This window comes from Rhodobacter capsulatus (assembly GCF_005144475.1).
Lineage (GTDB): Bacteria > Pseudomonadota > Alphaproteobacteria > Rhodobacterales > Rhodobacteraceae > Rhodobacter > Rhodobacter capsulatus_C.
The window spans coordinates 1-19,106 of record NZ_SWJZ01000142.1 but is presented as its reverse complement, the minus strand read 5'-3'; the positions used below and the strand labels follow the sequence as shown (position 1 = coordinate 19,106).

Genomic DNA, 19,106 nt, shown 5'->3' with positions numbered 1-19,106 from the left:
CCCCCCCCCCCCCCCCCCCCCCCCCCCCCCCCCCCCCCCCCCCCCCCCCCCCCCCCCCCCCCCCCCCCCCCCCCCCCCCCCCCTTCCCTCAGAACTCCACCCCGGCCTGGCCCTTGATGCCCGCCCGGAACGGGTGTTTCACCTGTCCCATCTCGGTCACCAGATCGGCCGCCTCGATCAGCGCCTCGGCGGCGTTGCGGCCGGTCAGCACGACATGGGTCCTCTCGGGCCGCGCGTCGCGCAGGAAGGCCAGCACCTCCTCGACATCCAGATAGCCGTAGCGCAGCGCGATGTTGATCTCGTCGAGCAGCACCATCCGGATCTCCGGGTCGCGGATCAGCTCTTTCGCCTTTTCCCAGCCCGCCTGCGCCGCCGCGATGTCGCGCTCGCGGTCCTGGGTTTCCCAGGTGAAGCCCTCGCCCATCGCATGGAACTGGCACAGATCGCCGAAATGCGTCGTCAGCAAGCGTCGCTCGCCCGTATCCCAGGCGCCCTTGATGAACTGCACCACCGCGCAGGGCATCTCATGCGCGATGCAGCGCAGAATCATCCCGAACCCGGCCGAGGATTTCCCCTTGCCCGAGCCGGTATGCACGATGATCAGCCCCTTTTCCCCCGATTTCCCCGCCATGATCTTGTCGCGGGCGGCTTTCTTCTTCGCCATCTTCGAGGCATGCCGGGCCAGTTCGTCCGGTCCGGTGTCGGGGCTGTCGTTTTCGGGCGTCATCGGGGCGGTCCTCGCGCTTGACAATAGATCGCGTCTTGGCCACTCAGGGCGGGCGCTGGTTTCTGTCCTATGACAGGCGAAGAGGGAATGTGAAGGGAATTGCGACGGCTTTGCCGCGAAACCCGACCGCAGCCGCCCCCGCGACCGTGACCGGAGAGGGCGCCCCAAGCCACTGGCAACAGCCGGGAAGGCGGGGCGACCGTGAGGGGCATCCCTCGCATCCGCAAGCCGGGAGACCTGCCAGCGCATGGATTTCGGGCGGACGGGGTGTTCCGCGACCGGGGGCAGGGCGCATGCGCTCTCACTCTGGCCGTTCCCCCAAACCCATCAGGAGGGGCGATGGCCACCACGCTGCATGTCTGCACCACCTGTCGCGGCACCGCTGCGGCGCCGCTGGCCGAGGAGGCCGCGCCCCGTCCGGGCGCGCTTCTGGCCCATGCGCTGGCCGCGCTGCCCGTGCCCGAGGGGGTGACGGTGGTGCCGGTCGAATGTCTTTCCGCCTGCACGCAAGGCTGCGCCATCGCGCTGTCCGGCCCCGGCAAATGGTCCTATGTCTTCGGCCGCCTCGAGGCCCGCGACGCCGAAACGATCCTGACCGGTGCAGCCCAGTTCGAGGCCGCCGAGAAGGGCCTGATCCCCTGGCGCGAGCGCCCGGAAATCTTTCGCAAGCAATGTCTTGCCCGTATTCCCCCGCAGAATGTCCCGTCTCAGGAGTGAGCCATGTCCGATCTGACCAAAATCCCCGTCACCGTGATCACCGGCTTTCTGGGCGCGGGGAAAACCACGCTGATCCGCCATCTGATGGCCAATCCCGAGGGCCGCAAGCTGGCCGTTCTGGTCAATGAATTCGGCACTGTCGGCGTCGATGGCGAGATCCTGCGCCAATGCGCCGACGAAAACTGCCCCGATGAAAACATCGTCGAGCTGGCGAATGGCTGCATCTGCTGCACCGTCGCTGATGAATTCGTGCCCACGATCGAGGCGCTGCTGGCCCGGCCCGTCCGTCCCGATCATATCCTGATCGAGACCTCGGGGCTGGCGCTGCCGAAACCGCTTCTGAAGGCCTTCGACTGGCCCGCGATCCGCTCGAAGATCACGGTGGATGGCGTCATCGCCGTCGCCGATGCCGAGGCCGTCGCCGCGGGCCGGTTCGCCCCCGATGTCGCCGCCGTCGATGCGCAGCGTCTGGCCGATGAGAGCATCGATCACGAAACCCCGCTGTCCGAGGTCTTCGAGGATCAGATCGCCTGTGCCGATATCATCCTTCTGTCGAAAGCCGATCTGGCCGGGGCGGAGGGTCTGGCCGCCGCCCGCGCGCTGATCGAGGCGGAGCTGCCGCGCAAATTGCCGATCCTGCCGCTGACCGAAGGCGTGATCGATCCGAAGGTGATCCTCGGCCTTGGCGCCGCCGCCGAAGACGATCTGGCCGCCCGGCCCAGCCATCACGACGATCACGGCGAGCATGAGCATGACGATTTCGACACGGTGGTGATCGAGCTGCCCGAAATCGCCGATCCGGCGGCGCTGGTGGCCGCGATCGAGCGGCTGGCGCGCGAGCAAAACATCCTGCGCGTCAAGGGCCATGTCGCCGTTGCGGGCAAGCCGATGCGGCTTTTGGTGCAGGCCGTGGGCGAGCGCGTGCGGCATCAATACGACCGGCCCTGGGGTGCGGACGCCCGCCGTTCCGCGCTGGTGGTGATCGCGGAACATCACGATGTCGACGAGGCCGCGATCCGCGCCGTGCTGCTGGGCGGGGTTTGTGCCTGATGCATGTCGTCTTCCGCGAAAGCCACGGGCTCGAGGAAACCGCGGTGCCGACCGATCTGGGTCAGCGCCCGGCGGATCTTGTGGTGCTGTCGCTCTCTGACAGCGATCTGGGGGCTTTCGCGGCGGGCTGGAAACGCGGGGGCGGGCGGCTGCCCTCGCTGCGGCTGGCCAATCTGGTGGCGCTGAAACATCCGATTTCGGTCGATACCTATGTCGAAAACACGCTTTCCGGCGCCAAGGGGATCCTGATCCGGCTGATCGGCGGCGAGGCTTACTGGCCCTATGGTCTGGCCTCGGTGCAGGATCTGTGCCGCCGCAAGGGGATTGCGCTGGCCGTTCTGCCGGCGGATGGCCGCGCCGATGACCGGCTGGATGCGCTCTCCACGCTGCCGGTCTCGACGCTGCGCAGGCTCAAGGAACTCTGCGATGCGGGCGGCGCGGTGGCGGCGCAGGCGGCCCTGGCGCAGCTCGCCCTTGCCTCCGGCCTTTACGCGCCGCCGGTGCCGGGGGACAAGCGCCTGCCCGACTGGGGCTTTTACGATCCGGCCGAAGGCGTGATCCCCGCGCCCGAGGGCGAGGGCCCCTTGGCGCTGGTCTCGTTCTACCGCTCTTACCTGACCTCGGCCGATACCGCGCCCATTGACGCGCTGATCCATGGCCTGCGCGCGCGCGGCTTTGCGGCTTGCGGCGTCTTCGCGGCCTCGCTCAAATCCGAGGGGCTGGGCGATGCGCTGCAGGCGCGGCTGGACGGCCGCCGCCCGGCGCTGGTCATCAACGCCACCGCCTTTTCGGCGCAGGGCGCCGATGGCACGACGCCCTTTGACCGCTACGATGTGCCGGTCTTCCAGGTCGCGCTTTCGACCGCCCGCAAGCGCGACTGGGCGCTGGCGGACCGTGGCCTCTCGCCTGCCGATCTGGCCATGCATGTCGTCCTGCCCGAGGTCGATGGCCGTCTTTTCGCCGGTGTCGTCTCCTTCAAGGCGCCCGAGCCGCGCGATCCCGATCTGGAATATTCCCGCTTCGCCCATCGCGCCGATCCGGCGCGGATCGCGGCCGCGCTCGATCGCATCACCCTTTGGCACCGGCTGGCCGAAACGCCCGCTGCCGCGCGCAAGCTGGCGGTGGTGCTTTCGACCTATCCCGGCCGGGCGTGGCAGATGGCCCATGCGGTGGGGCTGGATGCGCTCGCCTCGACCGAGGCGCTTTTGTCCCAACTCGCCGCCGAGGGCTATGCCATCGCCCCCGGCGCCGCGCTTGAGACACTGACGACCGGGCGTCTGGCCTGGCCCCTGTCCGATTATCTGACCGCCTTCGCCACCCTGCCCGAAAAGCTGCGCGCCGATCTGACCGCGGCCTGGGGCGCGCCCGAGGCCGATCCCGCCTGCGCCGACGGCGCCTTTCACTTTGCCGCCCTGCGCCGCGGCGCCGCGCTGATCGCGCTGCAACCCGAACGCGGCGATGTGCAAACCCGCGACGGCGAGTATCACGATCTTTCCCGCGTGCCGCGGCATGGCTATGTCGCCTTTTATCTGTGGCTGCGGGCGCAGGGCATCGACGCTTTGGTGCATATGGGCGCGCATGGCACGCTCGAATGGCTGCCGGGCAAGGCTGTCGCGCTGTCGGACACCTGCTGGCCCGAGGCGCTGTGCCCGCTGCCGGTGATTTATCCCTTCATCGTCAACGACCCGGGCGAGGCGGCGCAGGCGAAACGCCGCCTGTCCGCCGTGACTTTGGGCCATCTGCCGCCGCCGCTGTCGGCCTCGGCCGTGCCCGAGGGGATGGTGCGGCTGGAACGGCTTCTGGACGAATATTCCACCGCCGACGGGCTTGACCCCGCGCGGCGTGACCGGCTGATATCTGACATCCGCGACGAGGCCCGGGCCAGCGGCGTCGAGGACGATCTGGGCATTCCCGCCACGGCCTCGGCCGCGGAAGCGATCACCCGCATCGACCGTTTTGTCTGCGATATCAAGGAAAGCCTTTTTGGCGACGGGCTGCATGTGCTGGGGCAGGGCGTTTGCGGCGCCGCCGAACAGGCGGGGCTGTCGGGGGCTTTGGCGGGCAAACGCGTGCCCCCCGGCCCCTCGGGCAGCCCGGCGCGCGGGCGCGCGGACGTGCTGCCGACCGGGCGCAACCTTTTTTCCGTCGATCCCCGCGCCGTGCCCTCGCGTGCCGCTTACGCGCAGGGGGTGAAGCTGGCCGAGGAACTGCTGCGCAAGCACTTGCAGGATCATGGCGACTGGCCGCGCGGTCTTGTCGTCGATCTCTGGGGCTCGGCCACGATGCGGACGGCGGGCGAGGAATTCGCCATGGCGCTGCATCTGGCGGGGCTGAAACCGGTCTGGGACGAGGGCGCGGCCCGCGTTTCGGGCGTCGAGGTGATCGCGCTTGCGCTGCTGGGCCGCCCGCGCATCGACGTGACTTTGCGTGTTTCGGGCCTTTTCCGCGACATCTTCCCGGGCCTTGCGCAGCTGTTCGAGACCGGGGCCGAGGCGCTGGCGCTGCGCGAGGAAACGCCCGAGGACAACCCCTACCGGGCTGCGGCCCCGCGCGTTTTCGGCCCCCGTCCCGGCCAATACGGGCTGAGCATGGGCCCGGCGCTGGACGCCTTTACCCCCGAAGCCCGCGCAAGGGCCGGGGAGGCCTGGCTTGCGGCCTCCTCCTACACGATTGACAAGAAAGGCGAAATCCGCGCGAACCGGGCCGGGCTTGAAGCCCGGCTGCGGGGCGCGGACAGTTTCGTGCATGCGCAGGATCTGCCCGAAAGCGATATCCTGCTCGCCTCCGACTATGCCGCGCATGAGGCCGGTTTCGCCGCCGCGCTGGCCCGGCTGGGGGCCGAGGCGCCAGCGCTTTACCACCTTGACGCCACCGACCCGACCCGGCCCCGCGCCCGTTCGCTGCCCGAGGAAATCGCCCGCGTCGTGCGGGCGCGGGCCGCGAATCCGGCCTGGGCCGATGGCATGATGCGTCATGGCTTCCGCGGCGGCGCCGAAATCGCCGCGACGCTGGACCACATGGCGGCTTTCGCGCATCTGGCGCAAGTCGTGCCCGCGCATCTGTTCGACCTTTACCACGAGGCGACGCTGGGCCGCGACGAGGTTCGCGACTTTCTGGAACGTGAGAACCCCGCGGCACTGGCGGCGATGCGCGATCTGTTCCAACGCCTGGCCGAGGCGGGCCTCTGGCAGACGCGGCGCAATTCGATTGCGGCGAGCCTTGAGGAGAGGCTATGAGCGCGCCAACCCGAAGGATGACCCCCGATGCCCCATGACTATGAAAAGGACGGCGCGAAGATCTACGTGCAATCCTTCGCGACGATCCGCGCCGAGGCCGATCTGGCCCGTTTCACCCCGGAAGAAGAGGTGGTGGTGGTCCGCATGATCCATGCCGCCGGGATGGTCGGGCTGGAAAACCACGTCCGCTTCGCGCCGGGCATGGCGATTGCCGCCCGCGCGGCGTTGGAGGCGGGCGCGCCGATCCTCTGCGATGCACGGATGGTGTCCGAGGGCATCACCCGCGCCCGTCTGCCCGCGCAAAACGAGGTGATCTGCACGCTGCAAGACCCCCGCGTGCCCGCGCTGGCGCAGGAGATGGAGAACACCCGTTCGGCCGCGGCGCTGGAGCTGTGGCGGCCGAAGCTTGCGGGCGCGGTGGTGGCGATCGGCAATGCGCCGACGGCTTTGTTCCATCTGTTGAACATGTTGGAAGACCCGACCTGCCCGCGTCCTGCGGCGATCATCGGTTGCCCGGTGGGCTTCATCGGCGCGGCGGAATCGAAAGCGGCGCTGGCGCTGGCCAATCCGGTGCCCTGGGTCATTGTCGAAGGGCGGCTGGGCGGCTCGGCGATCACCGTGGCCGCGGTGAACGCCTTGGCCTGCCGGAAGGAATAGAGATGGGACGCATCCTTTGCGCGGGGCTTGGGCCGGGCGACCCGGATCTGATCTCGGTGAGATCCGACCGCGCGATTCGCGCCGCCACCGACATCGCGCATTTTCGCAAGGCCGGGCGGGCCGGTCAGACGCGGCGGATCGTCGAGGGGATGCTGCGCCCCGATGTCGTCGAACATGCGATGGAATATCCGGTCACCACCGAACTTCCGTTCGACAGTCCCGAATATATCGAAGCTCTGGCGCGGTTTTATGACGATTGGGCTTCGCGGCTTTCGGAACTTTCGAAAACCCGCGATATTGTGGTGCTCTGCGAAGGCGACCCCTTTCTTTATGGCTCGTTCATGCATCTTTACACCCGCCTGCAGGGCCGCGCCGAGGTCGAGGTGATCCCCGGCATCCCCGGCATGGTCGGCTGCTGGTGGGCGACGGGCACGCCGATCACCTGGGGCGACGATGTGCTGACGGTGATGGCGGGCACTTTGCCCGAGGCGGATCTGGTCGCGCATATGGCAAGGTCGGACGCGATCGTGGTGATGAAGACCGGGCGCAACCTGCCGAAAATCAAGCGTGCGCTTGCGGTTACGGGGCGGCTCGACGCCGCGTGGCTGGTCGAGCGCGGCACGATGCCGACGCAGCGCATCGCGCGTCTGGTCGATGTGGCCGAGGAGGATTGCCCCTATTTCGCCATCGTGCTGGTGCACGGGCAGGGGCGGCGGCCGGAACTGGGGGACGAGGCATGAGCGGTTGGGTCACTGTTGCCGGGCTTGGGCCCGGGCGCGAAGATCTGGTGACGCCCGAAGTCACCGCGGCCCTGGCCGAGGCGACCGATATCGTCGGCTACATCCCTTACGTCGCCCGCATCGCCCCGCGCGAGGGGCTGGTACTGCATCCGACCGACAACCGGGTCGAACTTGACCGCGCGACGCATGCCCTTGAAATGGCGGCAGAAGGTCGGCGTGTCGTGGTGGTGTCTTCGGGCGATCCTGGGGTCTTTGCCATGGCCTCGGCGCTGTTCGAGGCGCTGGAAGCCCATCCCGAATATGCCGGAACGGAAATCCGCATCCTGCCCGGCATCACCGCGATGCTGGCGGCGGCGGCGGCGGCCGGGGCGCCGCTGGGCCATGATTTCTGCGCCATCAATCTTTCGGACAATCTCAAACCTTTCGAAATTCTCGAAAAGCGGCTGCGGCACGCGGCGCGCGGCGATTTCGCCATGGCCTTTTACAATCCGCGCTCGAAATCGCGTCCGCATCAATTCGCCCGCGTGCTGGAGATCCTGCGCGAGGAATGCGAGCCCGGGCGGCTGATCCTGTTCGCCCGCGCCGTGACCACCCCCGAGCAGGCGATCACCGTGGTTGAATTGCGCGACGCGACGCCCGAGATGGCCGACATGCGGACCGTGGTTCTGGTCGGCAATGCCAGCACCCGCCGCGTCGGGCCCTGGGTCTACACGCCGCGCGGCGTCGCGCCGTGATCGGCAAGCCAGCCCATCACCCCCTCGAGCGTGGCGCGGATCGCGCGCGCGGGGACGGCGGGCCGGTCGATCAGGATGACCGGCAGGCCAAGGCTGCGGGCGGCCACCAGCTTCGCCTCGGCCCCCGCGCCCCCGGCGTTCTTCGCAACGATATGGGTGATGGCTTCGCTGCGCAGCAATTCCGTATCCCCTTGAATCGTAAAGGGTCCGCGGGCGATGACGGCCGTCGCATCGGGCAGGGGCAGCGGCCCCTCGGGCGGGTCCACCAGCCGCAGCAAATAGTGATGCTGCGCTGCGGCGGAAAACCCGGCCAGGTGCTGCTTGCCGATCGCCAGAAAGACGCGGGCGGGCGCTTGCGGCAGCGCGGCAACCGCCCCGGCAAGGTCGGCGACATGGGTCCAGCGGTCGCCCGGCTGCGCGGCCCAGGGCGCGCGCTCGAAAGCGCAAAGGGCCACGCCGGTTTGCGCACAGGCCGCCACCGCATGCGCGCTCATCTGCGCGGCAAAGGGGTGCGTCGCGTCGATCACATGGGTCACGCCCTCGCGCGTCAGATAGTCCACCAGCCCCGCGACGCCGCCAAAGCCGCCGATGCGGGTGGGCAGCGGCTGGGCGATTGGCGCATCGGTGCGGCCCGCATAGGAAAAGACCGCGTCAAAGCCCTGATCGGCAAGGGTTTTTGCCAGTCGGCTGGCTTCGGTGGTGCCGCCAAGCACAAGGAGGCGCGTCATGTCTGATCCGTGGTTGAGCATCGTGGGTCTGGGCGAAGATGGCCTTGATGGGCTGCCTTTGGCAAGCCGTCAGGCGCTGGAAAAGGCCGAGATCATCTTTGGCGGGCCGCGGCATCTGGCGCTTGTGGCGGCGGGCGATCGGGGGCGGGCCTGGCCCGTGCCCTTTGAGATCGCACCGGTTTTGGCCTGCCGCGGGCGGACGACGGTGGTTCTGGCCTCGGGCGATCCGTTCTGGTTCGGGGCGGGCTCGATGCTGGCGGAACGGCTTTCGCCCGGGGAATGGCAGGCCTTTCCGGTGCCCGGGGTGGTGTCGCATCTCTGCGCGCGGCTGGGCTGGCGGATCGAGGAGGTCACCGCGCTTGGCCTGCATGCGGCGCCTTTCGGGCGGTTGCTGCCGGTGCTCGCGCGGGGCGTTCGGGCCGTCGTGACGCTGCGGGATGGCGCGGGGGTGGGCGATCTGGCGGGCTGGCTGGTCGAAAACGGGCTTGGCGCGGTGCGGATGGTCTTGGCCGAGCGGTTGGGCGGTCCGGCCGAAATGCTGCGCAACATTGCCGCGCAAGACTATGATTTGACTGATGTTTCCGCTTTGGTCACGGTGGCGCTTGATGGCGCGGGTCTCGCCCCGGGCGCCGGGCTTTCGCAGGTGCCCGGGCGGCCGGAAAGCGCCTTTGCGCATGACGGGCAGATCACCAAATCGCCGATGCGGGCGCTGACCTTGGCCGCGCTGGCGCCGCGCCGGGGCGAGCTTTTGTGGGATATCGGCGGCGGCTCGGGCTCGGTTTCGGTCGAATGGTGTCTGGCGGGCGGTCGCGCGATCACGATCGAGCCGCGCCCCGACCGGATCGAGAATATCCAAAAGAATATCGACACTTACGGGCTTTTCCCGCGGATGCGGGCGGTCCATGGCACGGCCCCCGAGGCGCTGACCGGTCTGCCCCTGCCCGAGGCGGTGTTCATCGGCGGCGGTGGCGCGCAGCCGCTTTACGACCGGCTTTGGGATCTGCTTGCCCCCGGCACGCGGATCGTCGCGAATGCGGTGACGCTTGAGTCCGAAACGCTGCTGACCGACCTGCACGCCCGCCATGGCGGCCAGCTTTTGCGCATCGACCTTGCCGAAGCGCAGCCGCTGGGCCGGATGCGCGGCTGGTCGCCCAGCCGTCCGCAGCTGCAATGGAGCGGGCGGCGATGAGGGTGGCCGGTGTCGGTTTTCGCTCTGGCGCCGGGGCAAAACCGCTGCGCCAGGCCGTCGCGTCCGTGGGACAGGTGGATGCTCTTGCCACGGCGCGCGAAAAAGCCGAAGAGCTTGCCGCCGCTTTGCCCGACTATCGGGTGATCGGCGTCACGGTGGCGGGGGTGGACACGCCCGCGCAATCGGAGCGGGTCCGGGCGCTGAAAGGCACCGGATCGGTGGCGGAGGCCGCGGCGCTGGTCGCGGCGGGCAAGGGGGCGCGGCTGGTGCTGCCCCGACAGGTGATCGGCGGGGTGGTCCTTGCCGTGGCGGAGGGAGAGGACGAATGACGGTGCATTTCATCGGCGCGGGGCCGGGGGCGGCGGATCTGATCACGATCCGGGGCCGCGACCTGATCGCGTCGTGTCCGGTCTGCTTGTATGCCGGAAGCCTTGTGCCCGAGGCGTTGCTGAGCCATTGTCCGCCCGGCGCGAAGATCGTCAACACCGCACCGATGAGCCTCGATGCGATCATCGACACGATCGCCGAGGCCCATGCCGCGGGGCAGGATGTGGCGCGCCTGCATTCGGGGGATCTGTCGATCTGGTCGGCGATGGGCGAGCAGCTGCGCCGCCTGCGCGCGCTGAACATACCTTATGACGTGACGCCCGGCGTGCCGTCCTTTGCCGCTGCCGCCGCGACGCTGGGGGCCGAATTGACGCTTCCGGGCGTGGCGCAATCGGTCATTCTGACCCGCACCTCGGGGCGGGCCTCGGCCATGCCCGCGGGCGAGACGCTGGAGAATTTCGCCCGCACCGGCGCGGTTCTGGCCATTCACCTCTCGGTGCATGTGCTTGAAGATGTTGTGCAAAAGCTGGTGCCGCATTACGGCGAAGATTGCCCGGTTGCGGTCGTGTGGCGCGCGAGCTGGCCCGATCAGCGCGTCGTGCGCGCGACGCTTTCGAGCCTGCAAACCGCCATCGGCGCCGAGATGGAGCGCACGGCGCTGATCCTTGTCGGTCGGTCGCTCGCCACCGAGGATTTCGAGGAAAGCCGTCTTTACGCGGGCGATTACGACCGCCGCTACCGCCCCTTGGGCACCCATCCGCGCTTTCCGGAGGGCACCGAATGAGCGGCTTCGTTTCCTTCGTCTCCTCGGGTCCGGGCGATCCGGAGCTGCTGACGCTGAAGGCCGCCGACCGGCTCGCCAGGGCCGATGTGGTGCTGTTCGATGACCTCTCGGCCGGGCCGATCCTGGGCCATGCGCGCCCGGGGGCGGAACTCATCGCGGTCGGCAAGCGGGCCGGGCGGCCGTCGCCGAAGCAGGATCATGTGAACCGGCTGCTGGTCGATCACGCGCTGACCGGGCTGCGGGTGGTGCGGCTGAAATCGGGGGATTCGGGGCTTTTCGGCCGGCTCGAGGAGGAACTGGACGCGCTGACCGGCGCGGGCATCGCTTACGAGATCATCCCCGGCGTGCCCTCGGCCTGTGCTGCCGCCGCCGCGGCCGGGCTGCCGCTGACCCGCCGTCTGACCGCGCGGCGCGTGCAATTCGTCACCGGCGCCGATGTGACGGGCGATCTGCCCGAGGGGCTGAACTGGGCGGCGCTGTCCGATCCGGGCGCGACGACGGTGGTTTTCATGGGCAAGCGCACCTTTCCGAAACTGGCCGCCGATCTGATCGCGCATGGGCTGGCCCCCGACACGCCCGCGCTTCTGGCCGAGGCGGTGGGCCACCCCGAGCAGACCGTCACCCGCTCGACCGTCGCGGATCTTGCGGCCAGCCTGGACAAGGAACGTTCGGACAGACCCGCGCTCATTCTTTACGGTCCGCTTTACGCGCCGGAGGCCTGAGATGATCGAGCTTTCCCTGATCGGCATCGGCACCGGCAACCCGCGCCATATCACCGGGCAGGCGGTCGATGCGATGAACGCCGCCGATCTGATCCTGATCCCGCTCAAGGGCGCCGACAAATCCGATCTGGCCGGGCTGCGCCGCCAGATCTGCGCCGCGCATCTGACGAACCCGGCAACGCGGGTCATCGACTTCGCGCTGCCCGTCCGCGATGCCGCCAACCCCTCCTATCGCAAGGGCGTGGATGATTGGCACGATGCCATCGCCGAGGCCTGGCTTGCGGAAATCACCGCCCATTGTCCGGGGCTTGACGGTCGGGTGGCGCTGCTGGTCTGGGGCGATCCCTCGCTTTACGACAGCACGCTGCGGATTGCCGAACGGCTGAAATCCCGCCTCGATCTGACCACCAGGGTCATCCCCGGCATCACCGCGATTCAGGCGCTGTGCGCCGCCCATGCGATCCCGCTCAATGATATCGGCGCGCCGGTGATGATCACGACGGGGCGGCAGCTGCGCGACCATGGCTGGCCCGCCGGTGCCGAGACGGTCGTCGCCATGCTTGACGGCGACTGTTCGTTCCAAAGTCTTGATCCGCAAGGGCTGACGATCTTCTGGGGCGCCTGTGTCGCGATGCCCGAGGAGGTGCTGATCGCAGGCCCCGTCGCGAAAGTGACCGGGAACATCCTGCAGGCCCGGGCCGATCTGCGCGCCCGGCACGGCTGGGTGATGGACATTTACCTGCTGCGTCGCAATGTGCCCGCGGCGTGACGCTTCCCGGCCTTGACCTCGCCCCGCCGCGCGGCTACTCCAGCAGGCGATGGTTCCCAACTGGACGGGATTAATAGGGAACACGGTGAGGATTACCCATCAGGGGCCTAATCCGTGGCTGCCCCCGCAACTGTGAGCGGCGAGACGACGGTCGAATGCCACTGGCCCCCCCGATCCACCGGGGAGAACGGCCGGGAAGGTGACCCGAGTTGATCGAACCGCAAGTCAGGAGACCTGCCATCGCTCTGGCGTCGCAAGCCTTCCCGGGGCGGGGTGTCCCCGGTCAATCCGAAAGCGGCGCGTTCGATGTGGAGTTGTTCGCATGCATATCATGGAGGGCTATCTGCCCGTCACCCATGCCATTGGCTGGTCCCTTGCCGCCGTCCCCTTTGTCGTCGCGGGCGCGGTGAAGATCCGCAAGATCGTCGCCGAGCGTCCCGAGGCCCGGATGACCCTTGCCGCCGCGGGGGCCTTTGCCTTCGTGCTGTCGGCGCTGAAAATTCCCTCCGTCACCGGGTCGTGCTCGCATCCGACCGGCACCGGGCTGGGCGCGGTCGTCTTCGGCCCCTCGGTCATGGCGGTGCTGGGGGTGATTGTGCTGCTGTTTCAGGCGCTTCTGCTTGCCCATGGCGGGTTGACGACGCTGGGCGCCAATGCCTTTTCCATGGCGATTGTCGGGCCCTGGGTGGCCTGGGCCGTCTATAAGCTGGCGGGCAAGGCCGGGGCCTCGATGGCCGTCGCAGTGTTTCTGGCCGCCTGTCTTGGCGATCTGGCGACCTATGTGACGACCTCGCTGCAACTCGCGCTGGCCTATCCGGACCCGGTTTCGGGCTTCCTGGGGGCGTCGTTGAAATTCGGCTCGATCTTTGCGGTGACGCAGATCCCGCTCGCCATTGCCGAGGGTTTCCTGACCGTGATCGTCGTCGATGCGCTGGCGGGCAAGGTCGCCGACGAAGACAAACTGCGCGTTCTGGCCGGGGAGGCACGCTGATGAGCAGCAAACGTACACTGTGGTTGCTGGCCGGAACCGTGGCGCTGGTGGTGGTGCCGCTTCTGATGGGCGGTGAATTCGGCGGCGCCGACGGGCAGGCGGCCGAGATGATCGAGACCACCGTTCCGGGCTTCGCCCCCTGGGCCGATCCGCTGTGGGAACCGCCCAGCGGCGAGGTCGAAAGCCTGTTCTTCGCGCTGCAGGCGGCGCTTGGCGCCTTTGTCGTCGGGCTGGTGATCGGGCGCCGTCAGGGCGCGGCCAAGGCCCGCGCCGAAGATGCCCCCGCCGCCCGGGCCGTCCCGGCTGAATGAGCATCGCCTCGATCGATCGGGTCGCGGCGCAGGGCCATTGGCGCAACCGCCCGCTCGCCGAGAAGTGCCTGATCGGTCTGGGGTTTCTTGCCTTGGCCGTGACCGTGCCGCCCTTTCCCGGGGCGGTGCTGGTCGCGGTGGCGATCCTGGCCTTCACCTTTCTGGGCGCCCGGGTGCCGCTTGGTTTCTGGGCCTCGGTCGCGGTGCTGCCGCTTGGGTTTCTTGCCACCGGGGCGGGGGTGCTCTTGATCCAGATCGGACCCGAGGGCATCGGCCTTGCCCCGGACGGCCCCGCCAAGGCCGCCGCGCTGGTGATGCGGGCCACGGCCGCGACCTGCTGCCTGCTCTTTCTGGCCACCACCACGCCGGCCGCCGATCTTCTGTCCGGTCTGCGCCGCTGGCGCGTGCCCGCCGAGCTGATCGAGATCGCGCTTTTGACCTATCGTTTCGTCTTCATTCTGGCCGAGGAGGCCGCCGCCATGACCACCGCGCAACGCGCCCGCCTGGGTCATGCCACCCGCCGTCGCTGGCTGCGCTCCACCGCGCAGGTGATCGCGGCGCTTCTGCCCCGGGCGCTGGCCCGCGCCCGGCGTCTGGAAACCGGGCTCGCCGCGCGCAACTGGCAGGGCGAGATGCGGGTTCTGTCGACGCGGCCCGCGGCCTCGCCGGTCGTGCTGTGCCTGATCGTGACCCTGCAAGCCGCGATCCTTGCCGCGGGAGTGTTGCTGTGACCCCGATCCTTGCCGCCGAGGCGCTGCACTATGCCTTTCCGGGCGGCGTGAAAGCGCTCGACGATCTGTCGCTCTCGGTGTCGAAGGGCGAAAGCCTTGCGATCCTGGGCCCGAACGGCGCCGGGAAATCGACGCTGCTTTTGCATCTGAACGGCACGCTTCGCCCGCAGGCGGGCCGGGTTTTGCTGGGGGGCCTTCCCACCGGCCATGCCCGCAAGGATCTGACCGACTGGCGCCGCCGGGTCGGCCTTGTGCTGCAGGACGCCGACGACCAGCTGTTCGCCGCGACGGTCTTCGAGGATGTCTCCTTCGGGCCGCTGAACCTTGGCCTGTCCGCGCCCGAGGCCCGCGCCCGGGTCGAGGAAGCCCTTGCGGCGCTGTCGATTTCCGATCTGCGCGACCGGCCGACGCACATGCTGTCGGGCGGGCAGAAGCGGCGGGTGGCGATTGCCGGTGCCGTCGCGATGCGCCCCGAGGTGCTGCTTCTGGACGAACCCACCGCGGGTCTGGACGAGGCCGGGTCAGAGCAGTTGCTGAGCCTTTTGCGCGGGCTGATCGCGCGGGGGATGACGCTGGTCTTTTCCACCCATGACGTCAATCTCGCCGCCGCGCTGGCCGACCGGGTGGCGCTGTTTCGCACCGGCCGGGTGCTGGCCGAGGGCGCGACCGAGGCGGTGCTCTCCGATCGGGCGACGCTGGCCGAGGTGGGGCTGCGCCCGCCGCTCTTGATCGATCTTGCGCTTTCGGCGCGCGATCTGGGCCTTTTCGGGGCGGAAACGGCCTTGCCGAAAACCCGCGCCGAATTTGCCGCGCGGATGGCGGGCTGGACCCGGCGCTGATCCGGTTTTCCTTGGCCGCGCCTTGCGTTACTTTGGGATCATGACCCTGACCTCCGCCCCCCCATCGCCCTTGCCCGCCGCGGTCGGCGTTCTCGTCATCGGCGCGGGGCTGGCCGGGCTTTGCGCCGCGATCGCGGCGGCGCAGGCGGGGGCCTCGGTGCTGGTGCTCGATGCCGCGCCGCCCGCACGGCTGGGCGGCAATGCCCGGCACGGGCGCAACATCCGCCTGGCCTCGGACCGCGAGACGCCGTTTCAGCGCGACAGCTACCCGGCCGCGGAATTCGAGCGCGATCTTTTGCGCGTCGGCGCGGGCGATCCGGGTCTGGCCAAGGCGCTGGCGGAAGGCTCGCGCGATCTGGCCGACTGGTTGCGCGCGCAGGGGGTGCGGCTCGAACCCTGGGCCGAGGGCAATCTGCCCTATTCCCGCCGCACGGTCTTTTTGCGTGGCGGCGGTCAGGCGCTGGTGAACGCGCTTTTGGCCCGGGCGCGGCGTCTGGGCGTGCAGATCCGCGCCGGGATCGCCGTTGAGCGTTTGCCGCCCGAGGCCTTCGATCCCGCGTTTCACGGCCCGCTGACCGTCACGATCGGCGCGGAACGGATCACCGCGCAGGCGCTGGTTCTGGCCTGCGGCGGCACCGGCGCCAATCGCGATTTTCTGACCGTCCATCTTGGCGCGCGGGCCGCGGTGATCGCCAATCGCGGCACGCCCGAGCAGCTCGGCGGCCCGCTGCTGGACGCGCTGGCGCAGGGCGCGCAGGCGGCGGGCAAGCCGGGCGATGGCCATGTCGTTGCCGTCGATCCGCGCGCGCCCTTTCACGATGCGGGCATCGTCAGCCGGATCGACGGGATGCAGCATGGCATCGTCGTCGGCGCCGACGGGGGCCGCTTTGCCGATGAAGGCGCGGTCAGGGGCCCCGAGCGCCATTCGGTCTGGGCCCGCAAGCTGCTGTCCCGCCCCGATCCGCGCGCCTGGATCGTGCTGGGCGCCGAGGCCGCGACAAAGCTGCCGCCGATGTTGCACCCGCCCGTGTCGGCCGCCACGCCCGAGGCATTGGCCAGGCTTTGCGGCATCGATCCGGCGGGGCTTGCCGCGACGCTGACCCGCCCGCTTGATCCGCCGCGCACGGGCGAGATGGCGCCGCTGGAGCCGCCCTTTCACGCCCTCCCGATGATCCCCGGCATCGGCTTCACCCGCTACGGTCTGGCCATCGACGCCACCGCGCGGGTGCGCCTGGCCAAAACCGCGGCGCCGCGGCTTTTTGCAGCCGGAACAAATGTTTGCGGCGCGATCCTGGGCGAGGGATATCTGTCGGGCGTCGGTCTGACCATCGCCGCCGTCTTCGGCCGCATCGCCGGACAGGAGGCGGCGGCCCTGGCGCCGAGGTTGCCCCCCGTGCCGCTTCCGCAGCCGCAAGACCCGATCCCGCCCGCGCCCGAAACCGAGCCCTTCGCCGAGGCGAAACGGGCGCTCAACCTGTGCAACAGCTGCGGCTTCTGCACCGGGCTTTGCGCCGTCTTTCCCGCCGCGCAGGGCCGCCCGGATCTGAGCCGGGGCGATCTGCGCCATCTGGCGCATCTGTGTCACGATTGCCGGTCCTGCGTGCATGATTGCCAATATGCCGCGCCGCATGATTTCGCGGTCAACCTGCCCGCGACGCTGGCCGCGCTGCGCCGCGCCGACTACCGCGAGCCGCTTGGCCTCCTGAAAGGCGTCTTCGCGACCTGCTGCCTGCTGCCGCCGCTTCTGCTGCTGATCTTGCAGCCTTTCGAGCGGGTCTTTGGCCTTCACACCGGCCCCGGGGCCTTTTACGCGCTGATCCCGCATCCCGTGATGGCGGGGGCGACGGCGGCGGTGATGGGGCTTGCGGCGCTGCTGCTGCTGCTGCGCCTTGCGCTGTTCTGGCAGGCGGGCCGCGGGCCGGTGCGGGTGGACCTTGCGGCGCTGCGCCGGGGGCTGATCGACGCGCTGACGCTGCGCAACCTTGACGATTGCGAGGATCGTCGCGGCCCGACCGGGCGGCTGCGCCGCCTCGCGCATCATCTGCTGGCGGGCGGCTTCGGGCTGACCTTCCTTGCGACCGTCGCGGGGTATGTCGCCCATGCCAGCGGCCATCTTGCGCCCTATCCGCTTCTCAGCCCGCCGGTGATCCTTGGCACGACCGGGGGCGTGGCGATGCTGGCGGGCCTTGCGCTGATGGCGCTGCGCCCCGATCCGCTGAAGACGCCCGCGATGGCGCGGTCGGACCGCTTCCTGCGGGCGCAACTGGCGATGCTGGCGGGCACGGGGCTGGTGCTGCTGGCCCTGCGCGACACCCCGGCGATGGGGCTTTTGCTGGCGGCGCATCTGGGCACGGTCGCCGGGGCGGTGCTGTGCCTGCCGTTCGGCAAACTCTCGCACGGGGGCTGGCGGCTGATCTCGCTGATCCGCGCCGCGGCCGAGGCGCGGGCGCGGCGGCTTGACAAGGCCCGCCGCCGCGACGCATCAGGGCGCGTCCGGACGGGAGGCGAAAGATGAGCGACTGGCCGAAGGGTCTTGCGATTGCCGCGCCCGCCTCGGGCTCGGGCAAGACGACGCTGACGCTGGGGCTGTTGCGGGCGCTGACCCGGCGCGGTCTGGCGGTTCAGCCCTTCAAGAACGGTCCCGATTACATCGATCCCGCCTTTCATGCCGTCGCCGCGGGGCGGCCCAGTTACAATCTGGACGGCTGGGCGATGGACCCGGCGCAGCTTGATGCGCTGGCCGGTCAGGCGGCGGGCGCCGATCTGGTGATTTTCGAAGGCGCGATGGGGCTTTACGACGGCCCGCCCGATCCGGGCCGCAGCGGCCGCGGCGCCAGTGCCGAGATCGCGCGGATGTTTTCCTGGCCCGTCGTGCTGGTGCTTGACGTCAAGGGGCAGGGGCAGTCGGCGGCGGCGACGGCGCTTGGCTTTGCCCGCCACCCCGAGGCGCCGCCGCTGGCGGGGGTGATCCTGAACCATGTGGCAAGCCCGCGGCACGAGGCGATGATCCGCGCCGAGATGGACCGGCTGGGCCTGTGCGTGCTGGGCGCGCTGCCGCGGCGGGCGGATCTGAGCCTGCCCGAGCGGCATCTGGGTCTGGTGCAGGCCGAGGAACAGGCGGGGCTTGACGCGACGCTTGACGCGCTGGCCGAATTCGTCGCGGCGCATGTGGATCTTGCGGCGCTTCTGGCGGCGGCGGGGGCGGGGGCTGCGCCCGGTCCCGGGGCCTGGCCCGCGGCGCCCGCGGGGCGGATCGCGCTGGCCCGTGATGCCGCCTTTTCCTTCGTCTATCCGCATATGCTGGAGGGCTGGCGGCGGGCGGGGGTGACGGTCTTGCCGTTCTCGCCCCTGGCGGATCAGGCGCCCGATCCGTCGGCCGATCTGGTCTGGTTGCCGGGGGGCTACCCCGAGCTGCACGCCGGTCGGATCGCCGCTGCCGCGCGCTTCAAGGAGGGATTGCGGCGTTTTGCCGAAACCCGTCCCGTGCATGGCGAATGCGGCGGCTACATGGTTCTGGGCGCGGCGCTCGTCGATGCCGAAGGCACGGCGCATCCTATGGCGGGGCTTCTGGGGCTGGTCACCAGCTATGAGAAACGCCGGTTGCATCTGGGCTATCGGTCGGCGGACCTGCTTGCGCCCCTGCCGGGATATGATGCGGGAACAAGGCTTTACGGGCACGAGTTCCATTATTCGACGATCGTGCAGCAACCCGATGCGGCGCTTGCCAAGGTCTGCGATGCGGCGGGCAATCCGGTGCCCGAGACCGGATCCTTGCGCGGCCATGTGACCGGCAGCTTCTTTCATCTGATCGCGGGGTAAGCTGGTTTCGGGCGGGCAAAGGCTCCGCCTTTGCC

The 19,106-nt window shown here is 69.5% G+C and carries 19 protein-coding genes and 2 riboswitches; of the genes, 17 read left to right on the top strand and 2 right to left on the bottom strand.

Annotated features, from left to right (window positions below):
* Positions 1 to 88: 88 nt before the first annotated feature.
* Positions 89 to 727: a cob(I)yrinic acid a,c-diamide adenosyltransferase gene (gene cobO, locus FBT96_RS19790; RefSeq protein WP_136909705.1), complete on the bottom strand. Its 639-nt coding sequence runs from the start codon at positions 725 to 727 to the stop codon at positions 89 to 91.
* A gap of 39 nt (positions 728 to 766) precedes the next feature.
* Positions 767 to 986: riboswitch (cobalamin riboswitch) on the top strand.
* 80 nt (positions 987 to 1,066) lie between these two features.
* On the opposite strand from cobO, the gene FBT96_RS19785 reads away from it, so the two are divergent.
* Genes FBT96_RS19785 through cobJ form a run of 6 tightly spaced genes read left to right on the top strand, consistent with a single transcriptional unit; the run spans position 1,067 to position 7,861 of the window.
* Positions 1,067 to 1,444, top strand: coding sequence for a DUF1636 family protein (locus tag FBT96_RS19785; protein ID WP_136909703.1), 378 nt, complete (start codon positions 1,067 to 1,069; stop codon positions 1,442 to 1,444).
* Positions 1,445 to 1,447: 3 nt separating this feature from the next.
* Positions 1,448 to 2,494, top strand: a complete 1,047-nt coding sequence (gene cobW, locus FBT96_RS19780; RefSeq protein WP_136909701.1) for a cobalamin biosynthesis protein CobW — start codon at positions 1,448 to 1,450, stop codon at positions 2,492 to 2,494.
* On the top strand, positions 2,494 to 5,730 hold the full coding sequence (cobN, locus tag FBT96_RS19775) for a cobaltochelatase subunit CobN (protein WP_136909699.1): 3,237 nt from the start codon (positions 2,494 to 2,496) through the stop codon (positions 5,728 to 5,730). Before cobW ends, cobN begins: the two co-directional genes overlap by 1 nt.
* 27 nt (positions 5,731 to 5,757) lie before the next feature.
* Complete coding sequence (locus tag FBT96_RS19770; protein ID WP_136909697.1) at positions 5,758 to 6,387, top strand: precorrin-8X methylmutase; 630 nt, start codon at positions 5,758 to 5,760, stop codon at positions 6,385 to 6,387.
* Positions 6,388 to 6,389: 2 nt separating this feature from the next.
* On the top strand, positions 6,390 to 7,127 hold the full coding sequence (cobI, locus tag FBT96_RS19765) for a precorrin-2 C(20)-methyltransferase (protein ID WP_136909695.1): 738 nt from the start codon (positions 6,390 to 6,392) through the stop codon (positions 7,125 to 7,127).
* Positions 7,124 to 7,861, top strand: coding sequence for a precorrin-3B C(17)-methyltransferase (gene cobJ / locus FBT96_RS19760; RefSeq protein WP_136909693.1), 738 nt, complete (start codon positions 7,124 to 7,126; stop codon positions 7,859 to 7,861). Before cobI ends, cobJ begins: the two co-directional genes overlap by 4 nt.
* On the opposite strand, the gene FBT96_RS19755 is transcribed toward cobJ, so the two are convergent.
* Positions 7,834 to 8,589 carry a cobalt-precorrin-6A reductase gene (locus FBT96_RS19755; protein ID WP_136909691.1) on the bottom strand — a complete coding sequence of 252 codons (756 nt, stop codon included), beginning with the start codon at positions 8,587 to 8,589 and terminating at the stop codon, positions 7,834 to 7,836. The two genes, cobJ and FBT96_RS19755, sit on opposite strands and share 28 nt — an antisense overlap.
* Between FBT96_RS19755 and cbiE the strand changes: the two genes are divergently transcribed.
* From cbiE to FBT96_RS19700, 11 genes are all read left to right on the top strand, one after another.
* Positions 8,588 to 9,778 carry a precorrin-6y C5,15-methyltransferase (decarboxylating) subunit CbiE gene (gene cbiE / locus FBT96_RS19750; RefSeq protein ID WP_136909689.1) on the top strand — a complete coding sequence of 397 codons (1,191 nt, stop codon included), beginning with the start codon at positions 8,588 to 8,590 and terminating at the stop codon, positions 9,776 to 9,778. The two genes, FBT96_RS19755 and cbiE, sit on opposite strands and share 2 nt — an antisense overlap.
* On the top strand, positions 9,760 to 10,107 hold the full coding sequence (locus tag FBT96_RS19745) for a cobalamin biosynthesis protein (protein WP_346655948.1): 348 nt from the start codon (positions 9,760 to 9,762) through the stop codon (positions 10,105 to 10,107). Before cbiE ends, FBT96_RS19745 begins: the two co-directional genes overlap by 19 nt.
* On the top strand, positions 10,104 to 10,889 hold the full coding sequence (gene cobM / locus FBT96_RS19740) for a precorrin-4 C(11)-methyltransferase (protein WP_136909685.1): 786 nt from the start codon (positions 10,104 to 10,106) through the stop codon (positions 10,887 to 10,889). Before FBT96_RS19745 ends, cobM begins: the two co-directional genes overlap by 4 nt.
* A complete protein-coding gene (gene cobA / locus FBT96_RS19735) occupies positions 10,886 to 11,611 on the top strand; it encodes a uroporphyrinogen-III C-methyltransferase (protein WP_136909683.1) in 726 nt (241 codons plus the stop codon). Before cobM ends, cobA begins: the two co-directional genes overlap by 4 nt.
* A 1-nt stretch (position 11,612) precedes the next feature.
* On the top strand, positions 11,613 to 12,380 hold the full coding sequence (gene cobF / locus FBT96_RS19730; RefSeq protein ID WP_136909681.1) for a precorrin-6A synthase (deacetylating): 768 nt from the start codon (positions 11,613 to 11,615) through the stop codon (positions 12,378 to 12,380).
* Positions 12,381 to 12,414: 34 nt separating this feature from the next.
* Positions 12,415 to 12,636: riboswitch (cobalamin riboswitch) on the top strand.
* Positions 12,637 to 12,702: 66 nt separating this feature from the next.
* Entirely contained in the window at positions 12,703 to 13,371 is a 669-nt protein-coding gene (locus FBT96_RS19725; RefSeq protein ID WP_136909679.1) for an energy-coupling factor ABC transporter permease, read from the top strand.
* Positions 13,371 to 13,682 carry an energy-coupling factor ABC transporter substrate-binding protein gene (locus FBT96_RS19720; RefSeq protein WP_136909677.1) on the top strand — a complete coding sequence of 104 codons (312 nt, stop codon included), beginning with the start codon at positions 13,371 to 13,373 and terminating at the stop codon, positions 13,680 to 13,682. The genes FBT96_RS19725 and FBT96_RS19720 overlap by 1 nt, the downstream gene beginning before the upstream one ends.
* The gene (gene cbiQ, locus FBT96_RS19715) at positions 13,679 to 14,413 is read left to right on the top strand and encodes a cobalt ECF transporter T component CbiQ (protein WP_136909675.1); all 735 of its coding nucleotides are present in this window, start codon (positions 13,679 to 13,681) and stop codon (positions 14,411 to 14,413) included. Before FBT96_RS19720 ends, cbiQ begins: the two co-directional genes overlap by 4 nt.
* Complete coding sequence (locus FBT96_RS19710; protein ID WP_136909673.1) at positions 14,410 to 15,252, top strand: energy-coupling factor ABC transporter ATP-binding protein; 843 nt, start codon at positions 14,410 to 14,412, stop codon at positions 15,250 to 15,252. Before cbiQ ends, FBT96_RS19710 begins: the two co-directional genes overlap by 4 nt.
* 40 nt (positions 15,253 to 15,292) lie before the next feature.
* Positions 15,293 to 17,767, top strand: a complete 2,475-nt coding sequence (tcuA, locus tag FBT96_RS19705) for an FAD-dependent tricarballylate dehydrogenase TcuA (protein WP_136909671.1) — start codon at positions 15,293 to 15,295, stop codon at positions 17,765 to 17,767.
* Positions 17,764 to 19,071, top strand: a complete 1,308-nt coding sequence (locus FBT96_RS19700; RefSeq protein WP_136909669.1) for a cobyrinate a,c-diamide synthase — start codon at positions 17,764 to 17,766, stop codon at positions 19,069 to 19,071. Before tcuA ends, FBT96_RS19700 begins: the two co-directional genes overlap by 4 nt.
* Positions 19,072 to 19,106: the final 35 nt, after the last annotated feature.